General features: G+C 64.5%; 15 protein-coding genes and 3 pseudogenes. 14 read left to right on the top strand and 4 right to left on the bottom strand.

The annotated features are described in order from the left end of the window. Window positions 1–203: pseudogene (locus QZ656_RS21820) on the bottom strand (hypothetical protein); the annotation flags it as partial. Between the two features lie 177 nt (window positions 204–380). On the opposite strand from QZ656_RS21820, the gene QZ656_RS21815 reads away from it, so the two are divergent. Further along, complete coding sequence (locus QZ656_RS21815; RefSeq protein WP_291995378.1) at window positions 381–1,202, top strand: EAL domain-containing protein; 822 nt, start codon at window positions 381–383, stop codon at window positions 1,200–1,202. A 74-nt stretch (window positions 1,203–1,276) separates the two neighbouring features. Here QZ656_RS21815 and QZ656_RS21810 read toward each other — a convergent pair whose 3' ends face one another. Beyond that, window positions 1,277–2,290 (bottom strand): NADP-dependent oxidoreductase, encoded by a 1,014-nt coding sequence (locus QZ656_RS21810; protein ID WP_291995377.1) that lies wholly within the window; start codon window positions 2,288–2,290, stop codon window positions 1,277–1,279. A gap of 390 nt (window positions 2,291–2,680) precedes the next feature. Here QZ656_RS21810 and QZ656_RS21805 point away from each other — a divergent pair, with 390 nt between their 5' ends. The 6 genes and pseudogenes from QZ656_RS21805 (at window position 2,681) to QZ656_RS21790 (ending at window position 6,516) form a co-directional block, all read left to right on the top strand. Further along, the gene (locus QZ656_RS21805) at window positions 2,681–3,484 is read left to right on the top strand and encodes an amino acid ABC transporter substrate-binding protein (protein WP_291995376.1); all 804 of its coding nucleotides are present in this window, start codon (window positions 2,681–2,683) and stop codon (window positions 3,482–3,484) included. Window positions 3,485–3,544: 60 nt separating this feature from the next. Further along, window positions 3,545–4,199: pseudogene (locus QZ656_RS21800) on the top strand (amino acid ABC transporter permease). Beyond that, a pseudogene (locus QZ656_RS24215) lies at window positions 4,192–4,614 on the top strand (ATP-binding cassette domain-containing protein); the annotation flags it as partial. The pseudogenes QZ656_RS21800 and QZ656_RS24215, both read left to right, overlap by 8 nt. Before the next feature lie 52 nt (window positions 4,615–4,666). Continuing rightward, the gene (locus QZ656_RS24210) at window positions 4,667–4,777 is read left to right on the top strand and encodes a hypothetical protein (protein WP_366522216.1); all 111 of its coding nucleotides are present in this window, start codon (window positions 4,667–4,669) and stop codon (window positions 4,775–4,777) included. A gap of 50 nt (window positions 4,778–4,827) precedes the next feature. After that, complete coding sequence (locus QZ656_RS24205) at window positions 4,828–4,959, top strand: hypothetical protein (protein WP_366522215.1); 132 nt, start codon at window positions 4,828–4,830, stop codon at window positions 4,957–4,959. 189 nt (window positions 4,960–5,148) lie between these two features. Further along, complete coding sequence (locus QZ656_RS21790) at window positions 5,149–6,516, top strand: sodium-dependent transporter (RefSeq protein WP_291995375.1); 1,368 nt, start codon at window positions 5,149–5,151, stop codon at window positions 6,514–6,516. A 47-nt stretch (window positions 6,517–6,563) separates the two neighbouring features. Here the strand turns inward: QZ656_RS21790 and QZ656_RS21785 are convergent, their stop codons facing one another. After that, complete coding sequence (locus tag QZ656_RS21785; RefSeq protein ID WP_291995374.1) at window positions 6,564–6,743, bottom strand: hypothetical protein; 180 nt, start codon at window positions 6,741–6,743, stop codon at window positions 6,564–6,566. A gap of 1 nt (window position 6,744) precedes the next feature. Continuing rightward, window positions 6,745–8,205, bottom strand: a complete 1,461-nt coding sequence (locus tag QZ656_RS21780; RefSeq protein WP_291995373.1) for a methyl-accepting chemotaxis protein — start codon at window positions 8,203–8,205, stop codon at window positions 6,745–6,747. Between the two features lie 246 nt (window positions 8,206–8,451). Here QZ656_RS21780 and ilvA point away from each other — a divergent pair, with 246 nt between their 5' ends. The 7 genes from ilvA (at window position 8,452) to QZ656_RS21745 (ending at window position 17,185) form a co-directional block, all read left to right on the top strand. Beyond that, the gene (gene ilvA / locus QZ656_RS21775; protein WP_291995372.1) at window positions 8,452–9,714 is read left to right on the top strand and encodes a threonine ammonia-lyase; all 1,263 of its coding nucleotides are present in this window, start codon (window positions 8,452–8,454) and stop codon (window positions 9,712–9,714) included. A gap of 36 nt (window positions 9,715–9,750) precedes the next feature. Further along, window positions 9,751–13,851: a PAS domain S-box protein gene (locus QZ656_RS21770; RefSeq protein ID WP_291995371.1), complete on the top strand. Its 4,101-nt coding sequence runs from the start codon at window positions 9,751–9,753 to the stop codon at window positions 13,849–13,851. A 152-nt stretch (window positions 13,852–14,003) separates the two neighbouring features. Then, entirely contained in the window at window positions 14,004–14,186 is a 183-nt protein-coding gene (locus QZ656_RS21765; protein WP_291995370.1) for a prepilin-type N-terminal cleavage/methylation domain-containing protein, read from the top strand. Window positions 14,187–14,212: 26 nt separating this feature from the next. Then, entirely contained in the window at window positions 14,213–14,584 is a 372-nt protein-coding gene (locus QZ656_RS21760; RefSeq protein ID WP_291995369.1) for a hypothetical protein, read from the top strand. Between the two features lie 65 nt (window positions 14,585–14,649). Beyond that, on the top strand, window positions 14,650–15,453 hold the full coding sequence (locus QZ656_RS21755; protein ID WP_291995368.1) for a hypothetical protein: 804 nt from the start codon (window positions 14,650–14,652) through the stop codon (window positions 15,451–15,453). Beyond that, on the top strand, window positions 15,453–16,295 hold the full coding sequence (locus tag QZ656_RS21750) for a hypothetical protein (protein WP_291995367.1): 843 nt from the start codon (window positions 15,453–15,455) through the stop codon (window positions 16,293–16,295). The genes QZ656_RS21755 and QZ656_RS21750 overlap by 1 nt, the downstream gene beginning before the upstream one ends. Further along, on the top strand, window positions 16,292–17,185 hold the full coding sequence (locus QZ656_RS21745) for an ABC transporter ATP-binding protein (protein ID WP_291995366.1): 894 nt from the start codon (window positions 16,292–16,294) through the stop codon (window positions 17,183–17,185). The genes QZ656_RS21750 and QZ656_RS21745 overlap by 4 nt, the downstream gene beginning before the upstream one ends. The last annotated feature ends 58 nt before the right edge of the window (window positions 17,186–17,243 follow it).

Genomic DNA, 17,243 nt, shown 5'->3' with positions numbered 1-17,243 from the left:
TGAAGACCACGCTGCACCGTCTGCCGACTCCATCCGAAAACGTCCTCTGCACGCCGAGGATTGCCCTCGCAGTATTTCAGCGTCATCTCCGCCTGAAACACCCTACGGTCCGCTCCCGTCATCTTGCTCGAAGCAAGCCGGATATCTTCAATGTGGACGGCTTCAAGAGAAACCTTGCTTTCAGCTACCGTGGCGACCTTCATCAGTAATACCTCCAACCTCATAATCTACTGAAAGTATCGCATACAACGGTATGAACAATATGGGAGATCGCCTTAGGCGATTTCTGTCAAAGAACATTCCATCTTGCTGGTCTTTTCACCCGTCTTCGGCGTTGCGACAACAGTTACATAGTTGGACTATGCGCCTGTTGTCGCGCCTTGAAGACGACCGAAAATCCGGCGCAATCTGGTACGTCCTTTTCCGGCAATCGCCTGAGAGGGATCAGTGCCGCCGGGGTGAGTACGGCGATTGACGATTTCGGCACCGGCTTTTCTTCGCTCGCTCGCCTGATGCGCATCCGCGTCGACCGGATCAAGATCGACCGCTGCTTTGTCCGCGACATTCTCGGCGACCGCGCTGCCGCCGCCGTGGCGCTGGCGGTGATCGCCATGGCCAAGGGCCTCGGTGTCAAGGTCATCGCCGAGGGCGTCGAGACCGAGGCGCAGCTCAAATTCCTGCGCGAACGCGGTTGCGATGAAATGCAGGGCTTCTACTTCAGCCGACCGCTGCCGGCCAGCGAGTTCGAGGCCCTGCTGCGCGAGGCGCGCTGCCTGAAGTTCGGCGGCGATGCTGACGGCGGCGACGACGACCCGGCGCGAACGCTGCTGTTGGTCGACGACGAGGTGAACATCCTCAGCTCGCTGCGGCGACTGCTGCGCGCCGACCGCTACCGGATCTTCACGGCGACCAGCGGCCGCGAAGGCCTCGATATCCTCGCCCTGCACCGCGTCGGTGTGATCGTTGCCGACCAGCGCATGCCGGGGATGTCGGGAACCGAATTCCTGGCGCGCGCCAGCGCGCTATTTCCCGAGTCGGTACGCATCGTCCTGTCGGGCTATACCGATCTGCAGTCGATTACCGACGCCGTCAATCAGGGCGGGATCTACCGCTTCATGAACAAACCATGGGACGACATCGAGCTTCGCGCGGCCGTCCGTGATGCCTTCAGCCGCTACCGTCAGGAGCGCAAGCGGGCGTGAGCGGGCGGCGCGCCGGACAGCACTCGGCGCGCCATTGCCCCTGATTTCCGCCCGATTTCCGCTTTATTCCCGCCTTACTCCGCGCTGACCCTGACCAGCACCTTGCCGGTATTGGCACCGCTGAACAGCTTGCTCAGCGCCGCTGGCGCCGACTCCAGGCCGTCGGAAACGTCGAGTCGGTAGTGCATCCGCCCGGCGAGGTGCCAGGCGATCAGCTTCTCGGCGGCTTCCGGCGCACGGTCGAGATAGTCGAGGACGATGAAGCCCTGCATCCGGCCGCGCTGCATCAGCAGTTGCGCGAGGTTGGCCGGTCCCGGCTCGGGGGCGCTCGCGTTGTACTGCGAAATCAGCCCGCACAAGGCGATCCGGGCGCCGAGCTTGAGATTTCCCAGGACGGCGTCGAGCGTCCGGCCACCGACGTTCTCGAAATCGACGTCTATCCCGTCCGGGCAGGTGCGTGCCAGCCCGGCAGCGACGTCCTCGACTTTGTAGTCGATGACCGCGTCGGCGCCGAGTTCGTCGCTCAGCCAGCGGCACTTCTCGGCGCCACCGGCGATGGCCACGACGCGCATGCCGAGATTCTTGCCGATCTGCACCGCCAGCGAGCCGACCGCGCCGGCTGCCGCCGAAACCACCAGCGTTTCGCCGGCCCTGGCCTGCGCCACGTCGGTCAGTCCGAAGTAGGCCGTCAGGCCGATATGGCCGAGCAAGCCGAAATGCGCGCTCAGCGGCAAGGGAATCGGCGGCAGTTTGCTCAGCGCTTTCGCCGGGCTGACGCTGTAATGCTGCCAGCCAAGCATCCCCTGGACGATATCGCCGGCCTGCAGGCTGGCATCGCGCGACTCCTCGACGCGGCCGATGCCGATGCCGCGCATCACCTCGCCGAGTTCAAGCTTCGGCAGGTAGCTGTCGGCGTCGTTCATCCAGATACGGTTGGTCGGGTCGATCGACAACCAGATTGTGCGCACCCTGACCTGGCCGTCGGCGAGCGCGGGCAGCGTCGTCTCGCGCCACGCGAAGTTCGCGGCGCTCGGCAGGTCAGTGGGCCTGGACGCCAGATGCCAGGCGCTATTGATTGCTGTGCTCATCAAAGTCTCCACTTTCTCGTTCAGCCGAAGGGACATGCCAGGTCGTACGCCTCCGATGATAAGCGCCATGGCCACTGAGTTCACGGGCAGTTCGCATTCCGGCGCTTAGGCCGACGCCATTGGCGCAGGCCTAAGCGACGTTTATGAGTGGCGAGCGCTGCTGACGCGGGACGGGCATGCGTCGACGATCTCGTCGGCTCGCCGAGGAAGCCAATGCGGGTTCGCTGAAAGCGGCTGCGAAGCGGCAGGCCGGGTCTGCTATCATGCCGGCCTTCGTCGCGACTACCGGTATCGGCCGGGGTCGGGCGCGCGTGCCCTGGTGGCGACTTTGGCGTCGACGCCAGTTCACCGCCGCAGGCGCTTTTCCTTCAACCGTTAGAGAAGAATTCCATGAGAAAAAATACCTCGCTGGCGCTGCTCGCCATCCTCGCCGCCACCCTGCTGGTCGCTTGCGGCAAGAAGGAAAGCGCTCCGGCAGCCGCTGCCATGGCGGCGCCGGCGCCGGCCACGATTGTCGTCGGCCTCGACGACAACTTCCCGCCGATGGGTTTCCGCGACGAAGGCAACGCACTGGTCGGCTTCGACATCGATCTGGCGACCGAAGCCGGCAAGCGGCTGGGTAGCGAAGTGATCTTCAAGCCGATCGACTGGAACGCCAAAGAAGCCGAATTGAGCAGCAAGCGGGTAGACGTGCTGTGGAACGGGCTGACGATCACCGACGCGCGCAAGGAAAAGATCCTGTTCACGACGCCTTACCTGGAAAACCATCAGATCATCATCGTCACCGACAAGTCGCCGATCGCCAGCAAGGCCGACCTCGCCGGCAAGGTCGTCGGCGTTCAGGACGGCAGTAGCGCGATCGAGGCCGTCGAGAAGGATTCGGCAACAGCCAAATCGCTGAAAGAGCTGAAGAAGTTCGGCGACAACGTGACCGCGCTGATGGACCTGAGCATCGGCCGACTCGACGCCGTGGTGGTCGATGAAGTGGTCGGGCGTTACTACACGGCCAAGAAGCCCGGCGAATACCGCGTTCTCGAGGAAAACTTCGGTACCGAAGATTACGGCGTTGGCACCCGCAAGGACGATACCGAGCTGATGGCCAGGCTGCAGAAAGCCCTCGACGAGATGAAGAGCGACGGTGCCGCCGCGGCGATCTCGACGAAGTGGTTCGGTAAGGACATCGTCAAGAAATAGGCTGGTCGAACGTCGCTCGACGCCGATCATCGGCGCCTGTGCGGGGGCGACAAAGAGCACATGGATTACGTCATTCAGATCATGGGGCCGCTGCTCGAAGGCACGGCGGTCACCCTGCAGGTCTTTCTCATCACCTTCGTGCTGGCCGTGCCGCTGGGCCTGGGTCTGGCCTTGCTGCGCATCTCGCGCTTCGCCGTTCTCGGCGCCGTGGTCAATGGCTATATCTGGCTGATGCGCGGTACGCCGCTGATGCTGCAGATGCTGTTCATCTATTTTGCCCTGCCTTTCGTGCCGGTGATCGGCGTCCGGCTGCCGGACTTTCCGGCGGCCGTCGTCGCCTTCGTCCTCAACTATGCGGCGTATTTTGCCGAGATCTTTCGCGCCGGCATTCAGTCGATCGACCGCGGGCAATACGAGGGCGCGCGCGTGCTCGGCCTGAGCTACCCGCAAACCATGCGGCGCATCGTCATGCCGCAGGTGTTCAAGCGCATCCTGCCGCCGCTGAGCAACGAGACCATCACCCTGGTCAAGGACACCTCGCTGATCTACGTGCTGGCGATGAACGACCTGCTGCGCGCGGCGCGCGGCATCGTTCAGCGCGACTTCACGACGACGCCGTTCATTGTTGCTGGTGCGTTCTACCTGCTGATGACGCTGGTGTTGACGCTCGCCTTCCAGCAGTCTGGAAAAGAAATACGCGGTCTACGATGGCTAGGCCGATGATCCGCGCGCAGGGAATCCACAAGCGCTTCGGCACCGTCGAAGTGCTCAAGGGCGTGTCGCTGGACGTCGGCAAGGGCGAGGTGCTGGCGATCATCGGGCCGTCGGGGTCGGGCAAGAGCACCTTCCTGCGTTGTCTCAACCACCTCGAAACGATCGACCGTGGCGGCATCGAGATCGAAGGCGAGACGCTGGTTACGGCCGGCGCCGATAGGCGCAGCCATTACGCGCCCGACGCCGAGATCCGCCGCATCTGCCGCAAGATGGGAATGGTATTTCAGCACTTCAACCTGTTCCCGCACCTGACCGTCCTGGAGAACGTCATCGAAGCGCCGCTCACCGTCAAAGGATTGTCACGGCAGCAAGGCAATACCGCAAGCCGAGGCCTTGCTGCGCAAGGTCGGCTTGCTCGAGCAGCGCGCGAGCTATCCGTCGCGGCTCTCGGGAGGCCAGAAGCAGCGCGTGGCGATTGCCCGGGCGCTGGCGATGGCGCCGGACATCATGCTTTTCGACGAGCCGACGTCGGCGCTTGACCCGGAACTGACCGGCGAGGTTCTGCGCACCATCCGCTGAACTCGCCGAAGAAGCGATGACCATGCTGGTGGTGACGCACGAGATGGCCTTTGCCCGCGAGGTCGCCAGCCAGGGTGGTGTTCATGGACGACGGCGAGATCGTCGAAGCGCGCCCGGCCAGGGAATTGTTCGCCGCGCCCGAACACGCGCGCACGCGCGCCTTCCTGGAGAACATGCTGTAGTCGTCGATGCCGGCGTCAGCCTGCTGGCATCGCCTTGCTCGCTGCTCTCGGCGAGTGCTCAACACAGGGCAAGAATCCGCTCCATTTCATTTTACTCACCGACGCGCTGTCGCCCGAGCGCCCGGCAAACGCGCACGCGTTTTCTCGAGCGAGCCGCCACGGCAGCCGTTTTCACCTTCCGGAAAGATCATGACTCAAGCAGCAAACAGCGTTCGCGACGGTTTCACCACTTCCTTTGGCGTACTGGTCGCCACCCTGGGTTCGGCCGTCGGGCTCGGCAACATCTGGAAATTCCCCTCGCTGACCGGCAGCAACGGCGGCGCCGGTTTTCTCCTGGTCTATCTGCTGGCGACGCTGCTCGTCGGCCTGCCGGTGATGATCGCCGAGACGATGCTCGGACGCGCGGCGCGCGCCAACGCCGTCAGCACCTTCGAGCGCGTCGCGCCACGCCGGCAGTGGTGGTGGCCGGTCATCGGCTGGATGGGCTTTGCCGCGGCGCTGCTGATCCTGTCGTTTTATTCGGAGGTCGCTGGCTGGGTCTATGCGTACATCTTCAAAGCGCTGGCGGGCGAACTGGCGACGACCGATCCGCAGGTCGCCGGCGCGATCTTTGCCGGCCTGGTGGCCGATCCGCTGGCGTCGCTGGGCTGGCAGTGGCTGGTGCTCGGCGTCACCGGCAGCATCGTCATGCTCGGCGTCGCCAAGGGCATCGAGGCAGTGACGCGCAAGTTGATGCCCTTGCTGTTCATCCTGCTGCTGGTGCTCTGCGCGCGTAGTTTGAGCCTGCCGGGAGCGGCGCAAGGGCTGAGCTTCCTGTTCAGCCCCGATCTGGCGAAGATCACGCCCGCTGTCTTGCTCACCGCGCTCGGCCTGGCCTTTTTCAAGCTGTCGATCGGCATGGGCTGCATGCTCACTTACGGCAGCTATTTTCGCGATAACCAGAATATCCCGGCAACCGCGACGCGGGTGATGTTCGCCGACCTGTCGGTTTCGCTACTCGCCGGCATGGCCATCTTCCCGGCCGTTTTCGCCTTCGGTTTCGAACCGGCAGCCGGACCGTCGCTGGTCTTCATGACCATTCCGGCGGTGTTTACGGCGATGCCCGGCGGCACCGTGTTCATGAGCATCTTCTTCATCCTGACGGCGATTGCCAGCGTCGGCGCGATGCTCTCGCTACTCGAAGTACCGGTAGCCATTCTGGCCGAGCGCTACGCGCTGGGGCGCAAACGCGCGTCGCTGTACACAATTCTGGCGGTTGCCGTGCTCGGCGCGCCGGCGGCGCTATCGTCAAGTCTGACCAGCGAGATCAAGCTGTTTGGCATGAATCCATTCGAGCTCTTCGACTTCCTCAGTTCGAACATCCTCTTGCCGCTCGGTGGCATCCTGATCTGCGTCTTCGTCGGCTGGGTGTATGGCCTGCCGGAAATGACCAGGCAGCTCGGCAACCACGGCGAGCTGCGCAACCAGCGCCTGATCCGGCTGGTGTTCTTCCTGATTCGCTACGTCGCGCCCTTGTCAATCGCCGCCGTTCTGCTGCATGGGCTGAAGATCTTCTGACGCCGCTGCCGCGGCGACCCTGGCCATCGACCGGCCAGGTGGCCGCGTCAGACCTTGAAGTAGGCGACCGCCGATTGCAGTTTGCCGGCCAGCGCCTGCAAGTGATCGGCCGCGTCGGCGTTGCTGCGCGTTGCCGCATCGCTCTCTTCGGTCATCGAGGCAATGTTCTGCACGTGCGCGGCGAGGTCGGTGGCGGCGGCCGCTTGCGCGCGCGTGGCGGTGGCCACTTCACCCGCCTTGCCCAGCGAGTCTTCGGCGTGGTGCTGGATCGCGTCGAGCAGAGCGGTCGCCTGCGACGCCAGTTCCTGGCCGCGACGGCACGCGCGGCTCGGAGCTTTGCATGGCCGCCACGGCGTTGCCGGTATCGCCCTGAATCGTCCCCACCGTCTCGCTGATCTGCGCCGTCGCCAGGGTCGTGCGTTCGGCCAGTTTGCGCACCTCGTCGGCAACCACCGCGAAACCACGCCCCTGTTCGCCGGCGCGCGCCGCCTCGATGGCCGCATTGAGCGCCAGCAGATTGGTCTGGTCGGCGATCTCCTTGATCACCCGGGTGATCGCGCCGATCTCCTGCGAGCGGCCGACCAGCGCGTGAATCCGCGTCGCCGAGTCTTGCAGCGAAGCGGCGATGCCCTCGATCTCGCCGGCTGCCAGGCGGACAACGCCGGCGCCCTGCTTGGCCAGGTCGGCCGTCTGGCGCGAGTTGGATTCGGTCAGGCGGGCGATCTCCGACACCTCGTTGATGCTCGCCGTCAGCTCTTCGAGCGACGCCGCGGTGGCGGCGCTCGATGCCGCTTGCTGGCGCACCGCCAGGCTGATTTCACTGGTCGCTACCGACAGTTCGCCGGACTGCCTGGCGATCGCCTGGCTGCCCTGGTTGATGTCGCGGACGACGTCGTGCAGTCGGCTCTGCATTGTCGCCAGCGCGCCGAGCAGGTTGCCAGCCAGGCTGCTGCGCGAGCTGATCTGCTGCGTCAGGTTGCCTTCGGCGAATTGCTCGACCTGCGCCGCCGCCAGCGCCGGTTCGCCGCCGAGCTGCTGCTGCACGCTGCGGTTGATGGTCCAGCCGAGCGCCGCCAGCAGGGCGCTGACCACCAGCACGAAGGCGATGCTGGTGCTGGCGCTGCGCCAGAAGGCGGCGTCTACGTCTTCGATATAGACCCCGGTGGCGACCCACCAGCCCCACGGCGCAAAGAGCTTGGCGTAGGCGATTTTCGGTATGGGCTTCTCGGCACCAGGCTTGGCGAACTGGTAATCCATGTTCGCCTCGCCGTTGCGCTTGAGCAATTCGATCCAGTCCTTGACATAGGTCTTGCCAGTCGGATCGGTGGCATCGAGCGTGTTCTTGCCTTCGCGCTCGGGCCGCGTGCCGTGCATCATCGTCGTGCCGTCGAGGTCGTAGATGAACAGGTAGTCGTCCTGGTTGAAACGGCTCTTGCGCAGCGCGTCCTTGGCCACTTGCTGAGCCTCTTCGGGCGTCCGCTTGCCGGCCTGTTGCATTTCGTATTGCTGCTCGATGATGCCCATCGCCGAACTGACGACGGCGCGGATGGCCAGACGTTTTTCTTCCAGGATGTGCTGGCGCAGTTCGAAGACCGAATAAGCCCCGAGCGCAAGCAGCCCCAGCAACATGCTGGCGAGCAGCAGGTACAGGCGTGTTGTCAGGGTCAGCTTCCTCAGGAATCCAAGCATCGTTGTCTCTCCGGCAAATGGTTCAGACCTGGCCGGCACGCTCGGACAGGAGGTGTCGACAGTATCGGCTGAAACCCGGAATTCTTGAGGCTTATCGTCGCGCTGAGACGATGGCCTACTTTCGCCCGATCACGTTAGACTGCGCTCTTCGCCACGATTTGCCCGGCCTTCGCGCGGGCAACCTGCCTGCCATGGACCTTTCGCGCAAGCCACCGATCAAGCCCTTGCCGGCGCTTCCCCGCTGACATGACCAGCACTCAACAGGTGCGCGACACGATCCCGCTGACGCTCGCCGATCTGCAATGCGCGCGGGCGCGCATCGCTGCCGCGGTGCTGGCGACGCCGCTATGGCTCAACGATCCGCTGTCGCGCGAGTTCGCCGTGCCGATTCACTTCAAGCTCGAGAATCTGCAGCCGACCGGCTCCTTCAAGCTGCGCGGCGCGACGCACAAGATCGACCGCCTGCTCGCTGCCGGCGCCGCGCCGCGCGGGGTGATCGCCGCATCGGCGGGAAACCACGCGCAGGGTGTGGCGCGCGCGGCGCTGGTCAAGGGCCTGGCGGCGACGGTGGTGATGCCGGTCGCGGCACCGCTGACCAAGATCGAAGCGTGCCGCGGTCTCGCCGCCGAGGTCATTCTCGCCGGCGCCAACCTCGAGGAGGCCAAGCTCGTCGCCGAGCGCCTGGCCGGCGAACGCGGACTCGCCTTCGTGCACCCCTACGACGACTGGGAGATCATCGCCGGCCAGGCGAGCGTCGGCCTGGAGATCATCGAAGCGCTGCCGAGCGCCACGCTGGTCGTCGTGCCGCTCGGCGGCGGCGGCCTGATCGCCGGCGTCGCGCTGGCCATCAAGCTGCAGCGTCCGGACGTACGCATCGTCGGCGTGCAGACCGACAGCGTCGCGCCCTTCCGTCGTTTCCTTGACGACGGCAGCCTGGAAACGGTATCGCTGGCGGCGCATACCATCGCCGACGGGATCAAGGTCAAGGCGCCCGGCGTGTTGACCCGCCGCGTCATCGCCCGCTACGTCGACGCCATCGTCACCGTCGACGACAATGCCATCGCCGAGGCGATGGTCTGTCTGCTCGAACGGACGCGGACCATCGGCGAGGGCGCTGGCGTCGTCGCGCTGGCGGCACTGCTCAAGGGCAAGGTCGTACCGCAGCCAGACGATCGCGTCGTCGTCGTGGTCAGCGGTGGCAACGCCGACATGACGCTGGTCGGCCGTTCGATCGACTACGGCCTGGCATCGAGCGGGCGGCTGATGAGCGTCGCCGTGCGTGTCGCCGATTCACCGGGACGTCTGGCGGCGCTGCTCGGCGTCGTCGCCGAACACGGCATGAACGTTCGTCACGTCGAGCATCGGCGCGGCGAACTGCACGTGCCGGTGGGGATGACCGAGATCATCATGCAGATCGAGACGCGCGATTTTGCGCACCAGGGCGAACTGCTCGATCACTTTGCCGGGCAGGGGCTGGATGCGCGCAACCTCATCGCTGCCGCGGTGTAGAGCGGCCGCGCTCGGCGGCCTGCCTCCGAGTGCGACGTGAGCGCTGAGCCGCAGGCCGCGTCATCGTCGGCGCGCGCCGAGGCGGCGCTGCGGCCGCTGCGACCGCTATGGCGCTGGCTGGCGCTGCGCTTACTGCCGGCGAGCGTGTTGCCCTTGCTGTTGGTCGCTGCGCTGGTGTGCTTCAGCCTGCCGCAGCGGCTGGCCGACGCCGAGGCTCGCCAAAAGGTGCTCGCCACTGCCATTTCGCGTCAGCTCGAGGCGCAGCTGCGCGGTGCCGAACGCGAGTTGTCGGCGCTTGCCGGGCAACTGCGGCGACACAGCGATCAAGAACCCTCATTCTGGCTCCCCGAGCTTGACGCACACGTCGGCACGGGCGAGTGGTTGGCGGCGATCTACCTCGTCGATGCCGCCGATGCGGTGCTCGCCGTCGGCTTGCCGGAAGGCTTGCGTGGCCAGCGCGGCGAGCTGCAGAAAGTCGATCTGGCCGCCTGGCCGGTGCTGCGCGAAGCACGCGCCAGCGGCCAGCCGCTGTGGTCCGAGGCCTGGCCTGCAGCGGTCGCTGGCCGAGGGTCGCTGCGCCTGGTGATGCCGCTGGCCGGTGCCGCCTTGATTGGCGAAGTGGCGAGCGATCGGCTGGCGGAGTTTCTCGACAATCTGGCCGCCGACAGCGGTCTGGTGGCGATGATTGTCGACCGTCGCGGGCAGCTCGTCGCCAACTCGCCCGACGCCGCTGGTGGCGACCAGCGCCAGCTCGGTCAGCTAGCGATCGTTGCCGATGGCGTGCACGGGCGCTTCACGACGCAGGACTTCAGCTGGCGAGGGAAGGAATTTGTCGGCACGCTGCGCGGCATCGGACAAACGGGCTGCATGGTGCTCGTCGCGCAGCCGCGCAGCGAGCTGCTCAAGCCGTACCTGGACACCCTGTGGGCGCTGGCGGCCGGCACGCTGCTGGCCGTGCTGCTGGCGACCAGCAGCGCGCTGCTGCTGGCGCGCGCCGGCGTTCGCCGCCTCGGCGACTACAGCGCCCGCGCCCGCGCGCTCGCCGACGGTGACTACGAGCAAGGCTGGCCGGCTTCCCACATCAGCGAATTTGCCGCCCTGGCTGACGACCTCGAGCGCATGTCGCAGGCCATTCGCCAACGCGAGCTCGATCTGGCGAGCAGCGAGGCACGCTATCGTGCGGTGATCAGCAGTGTTCCGCTGGTCATTTTCCAGTTCGACGAGGGCGGCATCTTCTCGCTCAGCGAAGGCAAGGGCCTGGCCGGCCTCGGCCTGGCTCCCGGCGAGGCCGTCGGCCAGTCGCTGTTCGACCTTTATGGTGACTACCCCGAGATCTGCGAGCCGGCGCGGCGGGCGATCGCCGGCGAGGAACAGCACTTGAACCTGCACGCTGGCAGCGGCGTTTTCGAGACCTATTTCAACCCGGTACACGACGGCGACGGACGGCTGCAGGTGATGGGCGTGGCACTCGACGTCAGCGAGCGGGTGCGCGCCGAGGAGCAATTGCGGCAAGCGAACCTGGTGGTCGAGAACAGCCCGGTGATGCTTTTCTGCTGGCAAGCGGTGGCCTCCTGGCCGGTGCTATTTGCGTCGCGCAACGTCAGCCAGCTGGGCTATGCCGCCGCCGAACTGCTCGATGGATCGGTTCGCTTTGCTTCCCTGATCCACCCCGACGACCTGCAGCGCGTCGGCGCCGAGGTGCAGGCCTACTGCGAACGCGGCGTCGACCATTTCCAGCAGGAATACCGCATCGTTCGCCGTGACGGCGCGATCCGCTGGGTAGACGACCGGACGGCCGTCGAACGTAACGTCGCCGGCGAGGCCAGCCACTTTCTCGGAATCGTCATCGACATTACCGAGCGCAAGCACGCCGAACGCCTGCTGCGGCGGATGAACCGGCAGTTGCGCATGATCAGCGAGTTCAACCAGGCGCTGATTCACGCCACCGACGAGACGGCCTTGCTGGCTACCGCCTGCCGGATTGTCGTGCAGATCGGCGGCTACCGCATGGCCTGGATTGGTTACGCCGAGAACGACGAAGCCAAACAGGTGCGCGCAATCGTTCATGCCGGGCATGAAGACGGCTATCTCGAGCGCCTGGATACCAGCTGGGCCGACAGTGAGCGCGGCTGGGGCGCCAATGGCACGGCGATTCGCAGCGGCCGCCCGTGCGTGATTCAGGACCTCGCCAGCGACCCGCGCTTTGCCCCCTGGCGTGCGCAGGCGGCGGCGCGTGGCTATGCCGCGCTGTGCGCACTGCCGCTGCGGGCAGGCGAGACGATCATCGGCGCCTTGAGCATCTACTCGTCGGCAGTCGATGGCTTCGACGCCGACGAAGTAGCCCTGTTGAGCGACATGGCCAATGATCTGGGCTTCGGCGTCAGCGTCGTGCGTCGGCGGATCGAACACGCCGAAGCCGATCGCGCATTGCGCGAGAGCGAGGCGCGTTACCGCCTGCTGTTCGACAGCAATCCGCATCCGATGTGGGTGTACGATCGGGAAACGCTCGCTTTCCTGACCGTCAATGACGCGGCGCTCAAGGGCTACGGCTATGCGCGCGACGAATTTCTGAAGATGAGCGTCACCGATATACGGTCGTGCGACGACACGCCGATCCCCGCCGAGGACATCGTCGAGGAGTACGCAGGGGACGAGGTGGGAGAGCTGGGAGAGGGCGGTGAGCGCGGTGAGGGCGGTGAGGGCGAAGACGCCGACGAGCCGGCCATTTTCGCCGGCGTCTGGCAACATAGCCGCAAAGACGGCTCGATCATTGACGTCGAGGTCGTCTCGCATCCCGTTTCCTACCAGGGGCGGCGCGCAGAACTCGTCCTCGCCGACGACATCAGCGAGCGCCGGCGCTCCGAGCAGGCCTTGCTGGAGAGCGAGCTGAAGTACCGCGAACTTGTTGAAAACGCCAACAGCATCATCCTGCGCTGGACTCCCGAGGGCCGGGTGACCTTCGTCAACGAGTTCGGCCTGCAGTTTTTTGGCTACAGCGAAGGCGAACTGGTGGACCGTCATGTCATCGGCAGCATCGTTCCGGCGTATGAAAGCAGTGGCAAGGACCTGCGCACCTTGATGGACGAGATCTGTGCCAGTCCCGGGCGCTTCGAGCACAACATCAACGAGAACATGCGGCGCAGCGGCGAGCGCGTGTGGGTTTCGTGGACCAACCGGGCGATCACCAACGAGCACGGCCGGGTCGTCGAGGTGTTCAGCGTCGGCTCGGACATCACGCAGCGCAAGCAAGCCGAGGACGAGCTTCAGAAGTATCGCGAACACCTCGAGGAGCTCGTCGCCGAGCGCACCGCCGAGCTGCGGCAGGCGATGGCGCAGCTGTTGCAGGCCGAAAAACTGGCGGCGCTGGGCAACCTGGTCGCCGGCGTCGCGCACGAACTGAATACGCCGCTGGGCAACGCACGCGTCGTCGCCAGCCTGCTCGGCGAGCAGTTTCGCGAGTTCGCCGCCGCCGTCGCCGCCGGCAGCCTGCGCCGTTCGCAAGTCGACACGCTGCTCAGCCGCGGCCGTGAAGCCATCGACCTGCTCGAACGCAATACCGCCCGCGCCGCCGAACTGATCGGCCACTTCAAGCAGGTCGCGGTGGACCAGAGCAGCGCCCGGCGGCGCTCGTTCGACCTGCGTCAGACCGTCGACGAGATGCTCGTCACCTTGCGACTGAGCTTCAAACACACGCAGCACCGGATCGAAGTGGCGATCGCCGCCGACCTGCAGCTCGACAGTTATCCCGGCCCGCTCGAACAGGTCATCGCCAACCTTGTCGGCAACTCGCTGGTGCATGGTTTCGCCGGCATCGACGAAGGGCGCATCGAGATCGAGGCGCACGCCGCTGGTCCCGATCAGGTGATCCTGCGCTACGCCGACAACGGCGTCGGCATTGCCGAGGCGACGCGCAACCGCATCTTCGAGCCCTTTTTCACCACGCGTCTGGGGCAGGGCGGCAGCGGCCTCGGGCTGTACATCGTCTACAACCTGGTGAATGCGGTGCTGGGCGGCACGATCGAGGTCGATAGTCCGCCCGGTCGCGGCACGCGTTTCACCCTGACCTTGCCGCGCCAGGCACCCGATCGCTCTGCTTCTGCCGGAACGGATGGATCGCCGTCAGGTGACGGATTGTGACAATTCTTGTCAGTCGTGTGACGCAATGCGGCGCCAGCGGCAGGTGCTGCGTGCGGAAAGTCACGCTTTTACGTTCCTTCGGCGCCTGGCACGGAAATTGATACCGTTAAAGCAACGGATTGTCCGTTGCACTCACTGGAGGAGTCCAAACCATGAAGAAGCTGCAAAAAGGCTTTACCCTGATCGAGCTAATGATCGTCGTGGCGATCATCGGTATCCTGGCCGCCATCGCCATTCCGCAGTTCTCCGAGTACACCAAGAAGGGTGAAGACAAGTCGGCACAATCGGATGCGCGTAACCTACTGACAGCTGCCATCGCCAACTCGACCCTGTAAGCCTACTCTCTGATCGGAGATTTCCTATGAAAACTAGCACTATGAAAAATGTCATTATGGGTTCGGTTCTGGCAGTCGCCGCCATCAGCTCCCTTTCGGCGAATGCAGCCGAGGTCACCATTTGCGCAGGTGGCGGGGCAAAGGACGGTGCGGCGGTTACAGCTGGTACCGACTTCGTGAAGGTGGCCTTCACGCCGAAATGTTCAGCCAACGTGATCCTGTCCGGCGATGACGTTTCTGCGACCGTCTACAAGGTGGGAGCGGCTTCGGTCAAGGGCAAGACAGTTTTCGCGGGCTCGAGCCTTGGTGGTGCGGTGGGCAATGTCGGTACCTGCGGCGCATCGCCCTGTACCCCAGGTGAGATCACGACTGGCATGGGCACCTTGCCTGGTTCTTAAAACCCGGGATCTTGGTCGGAAAACCGGCGCGCCCCAGGGTGCGCCTTTTTTTGTGGTTGACGATAATGTTCGAGTTCGCTGTTTCGGGTCTGCGCTCCGGCCTACGGGGCAAGAGCTTCCAGGCGGTATTCATCTTCGGCGTCTTGCTTATCGGTATCGCCTATCTGTCGGGCTTCTTCTCGCCGCGGCAGCCGCAAACCGTCGCACTCGACGTCGGCTTTTCCGGAATTCGTTTTTCGCTCGTCCTGCTCAACCTTTTCTGGGTTCAGGAGTTGGTGGCGCGAGAGATCGATCGGCGGGTGATCCTTTTCTCGCTGGCCTATCCTGTTTCGCGTGGCGCTTTTTTGGCCGGTCGCTTTGCGGCCATTCTGCTTCTGTCGACGCTGGCGGCAGTTGTTCTTGGCCTCCTTCTCCTGTTGGCAGTGGTCGTCGTTGGTGGCGGCTATAGCCAGGAGTTCCAACTGGCTCTCGGAGTGCCGTTCTGGAGCGCTGTCGCCGGCTTCACGCTCGATGCTGCCGTCGTGGCTGCATTTGCCTTGTGTATCGCGGCATTGTCGACGGTCTCGGTTTTGCCGCTCGCGCTCGGGGCGGCGTTCGCCCTGGCGGGCAAGGCGCTGGGGGCGACCATGGCCTACCTTTCGCAAGGCGCCGATGGCAACGAGGAACTGGTTAGCAGCTACAGTCCGCTCGTTGATCTGGTGAAATGGCTGGTTCCCGACCTTTCTCGCCTGGATTGGCGCGAGTGGGCCATGTACCAGTTGCCGCCGGGCAGCCAGGTAGTTTTTTGGGCGGTGACGATGGCGGCCGCCTACATCCTTGTTCTCCTGGTGTGTGCGAGCCTGTTGTTCGCCAGGCGCGAGTTTTCCTGATGCCTTCCCGGCTGACGACGCTTCCACTGCTTGCGCTCGGCCTTCTTTCGGCGCTGGTCTATGGCCTTGCCGCACAGCGGTTGTCTGAACTTCCCCGAGCCACCGCCAAACCCGAGCTGCTGATAGCTTTGCCGCGCTTCGCGCAGGTCTTGCTGGCTGCGGGTGATCGCTATCTCGCCGCCAACCTGGCAGGTTTTCGCGTGCTCGTTGCCGAGACGGCGCACATGCGCCCAGAGGATTACGCGGTGCAGGCGAAGCTGCAGCGAGACATCGCCTGGTTCAACCCGTCGCACGAGGACAATTACTACATCGCAGCGGCGATCCTGCCCTGGAACGACCAGGTCGATGCCGCGGAGTACGTGCTGCGCAAGGCTTCGGATGCGCGCACCTTTGACTGGTATCCGCTGTTTCACTACGGTTTCCTCCATTATCATTTTCGCCACGATCCGGCGACCGGCGCGCAGTGGCTGCTCAAAGGTGTTCCGCGGGTCAAGAACCAGCAGGATGCGTGGGCGCTGCAGAATGTCGCCGCGGCGTGGATCGAAAAAGGCTACGACACGGCCAATGCGGCCGGATTGGTCGGCGCGATGGCAGCAAATGCGCCGCAAGGCGCGTTTCGCAACTATCTGCAGGTCAGGGCCGATCGTCTGCGCGACCTGGCAAGCCTGCAGGACGCGGCGAAGCGTTTTCGCGAGCGCTATGGCAAGGACGTGCAAGGACTCGACGAACTGGTAAGCAGCGGTCTAATCACAGAAATCCCCAAGGACGCGCTTGGCTTCGGTTTCGGGCTCGATGCATCGGGTCGGCCGATATTGCATTCATCTTCGGAGGGCCGCAAATGACGCTCCCCGCCATCGCCATTGATGGCCTCGAGAAGCGCTATCGGAAAGGCTGGCGGTCTTCCCCGGTTGCTGCGCTCGCGGGCGTGTCACTGACTGTCGAAGCCGGCGAGGCTTTTGGCTTCATCGGTGCGAACGGAGCCGGCAAGACGACAACGATCAAGATCCTGATGGGCTTGATCCAGGCCACGAGGGGAAGCGCGAGCATTTTCGGGACCCCCGTCGCGTTGCCGAGTGCCCGCCTCGGCCTCGGCTACGTTCCCGAGAATCCCTATCTTTACGACTACCTGACGCCGCTCGAAGTGTTGCTGATGAGCCTGCGTCTGCATCGTGTCAAGGTCGATCATCCGGAAGCTCACTGCATGAACTGGCTGGAGCGCCTCGGCCTGGCGCACGCAGCGAGGAAGACCATTCGCTCGTTCTCGAAGGGTATGACACAGCGGGTGGCGATTGCGCAGGCCTTGTGCATTAATCCGCGCTTGTTGATTCTCGATGAGCCTCTGTCGGGCCTGGACCCGATCGGTCGCCGCGACGTGGTTGATATCCTTTCTGACTACAAGCGCGGCGGCGGGGCGCTGTTTCTCACCTCGCACGTGTTACACGATGTTGAGAGACTGGCGGACCGTTTCGGACTGATTCACGAGGGCGTTCTGCGTGCCGTTCGCTCGCCGGCGGAATTGAGCGGCGACGAGGAAATGGTGCTCGTACGTTCCTTGGGGCAGGCGCCCGTCGACGGCATGCGCGAGGATTTTTCGGGACGCTGGATAGGCGAAGTGCCGCGTGCGAATCTCTGGGCGTGTCTCAACGCCTTGCAGAATGCCGGGCATGTGTTGCTCGAGGTCCGCCCGAGCCTATCCTTGGAGGTGGCGTTCATGCGGGCCGTCGGTCAATAGCGTCCAGCGCCTGTGGCGGCGCTTGCACGAACTGGTGCGGCCCCGATTGATTGAAAGA

Source organism: Candidatus Accumulibacter sp. ACC003, assembly GCF_907163085.1.
GTDB lineage: Bacteria > Pseudomonadota > Gammaproteobacteria > Burkholderiales > Rhodocyclaceae > Accumulibacter.
Note: the sequence above shows the minus strand (reverse complement) of the source record. Positions and strands in the feature narration are given on the sequence as shown.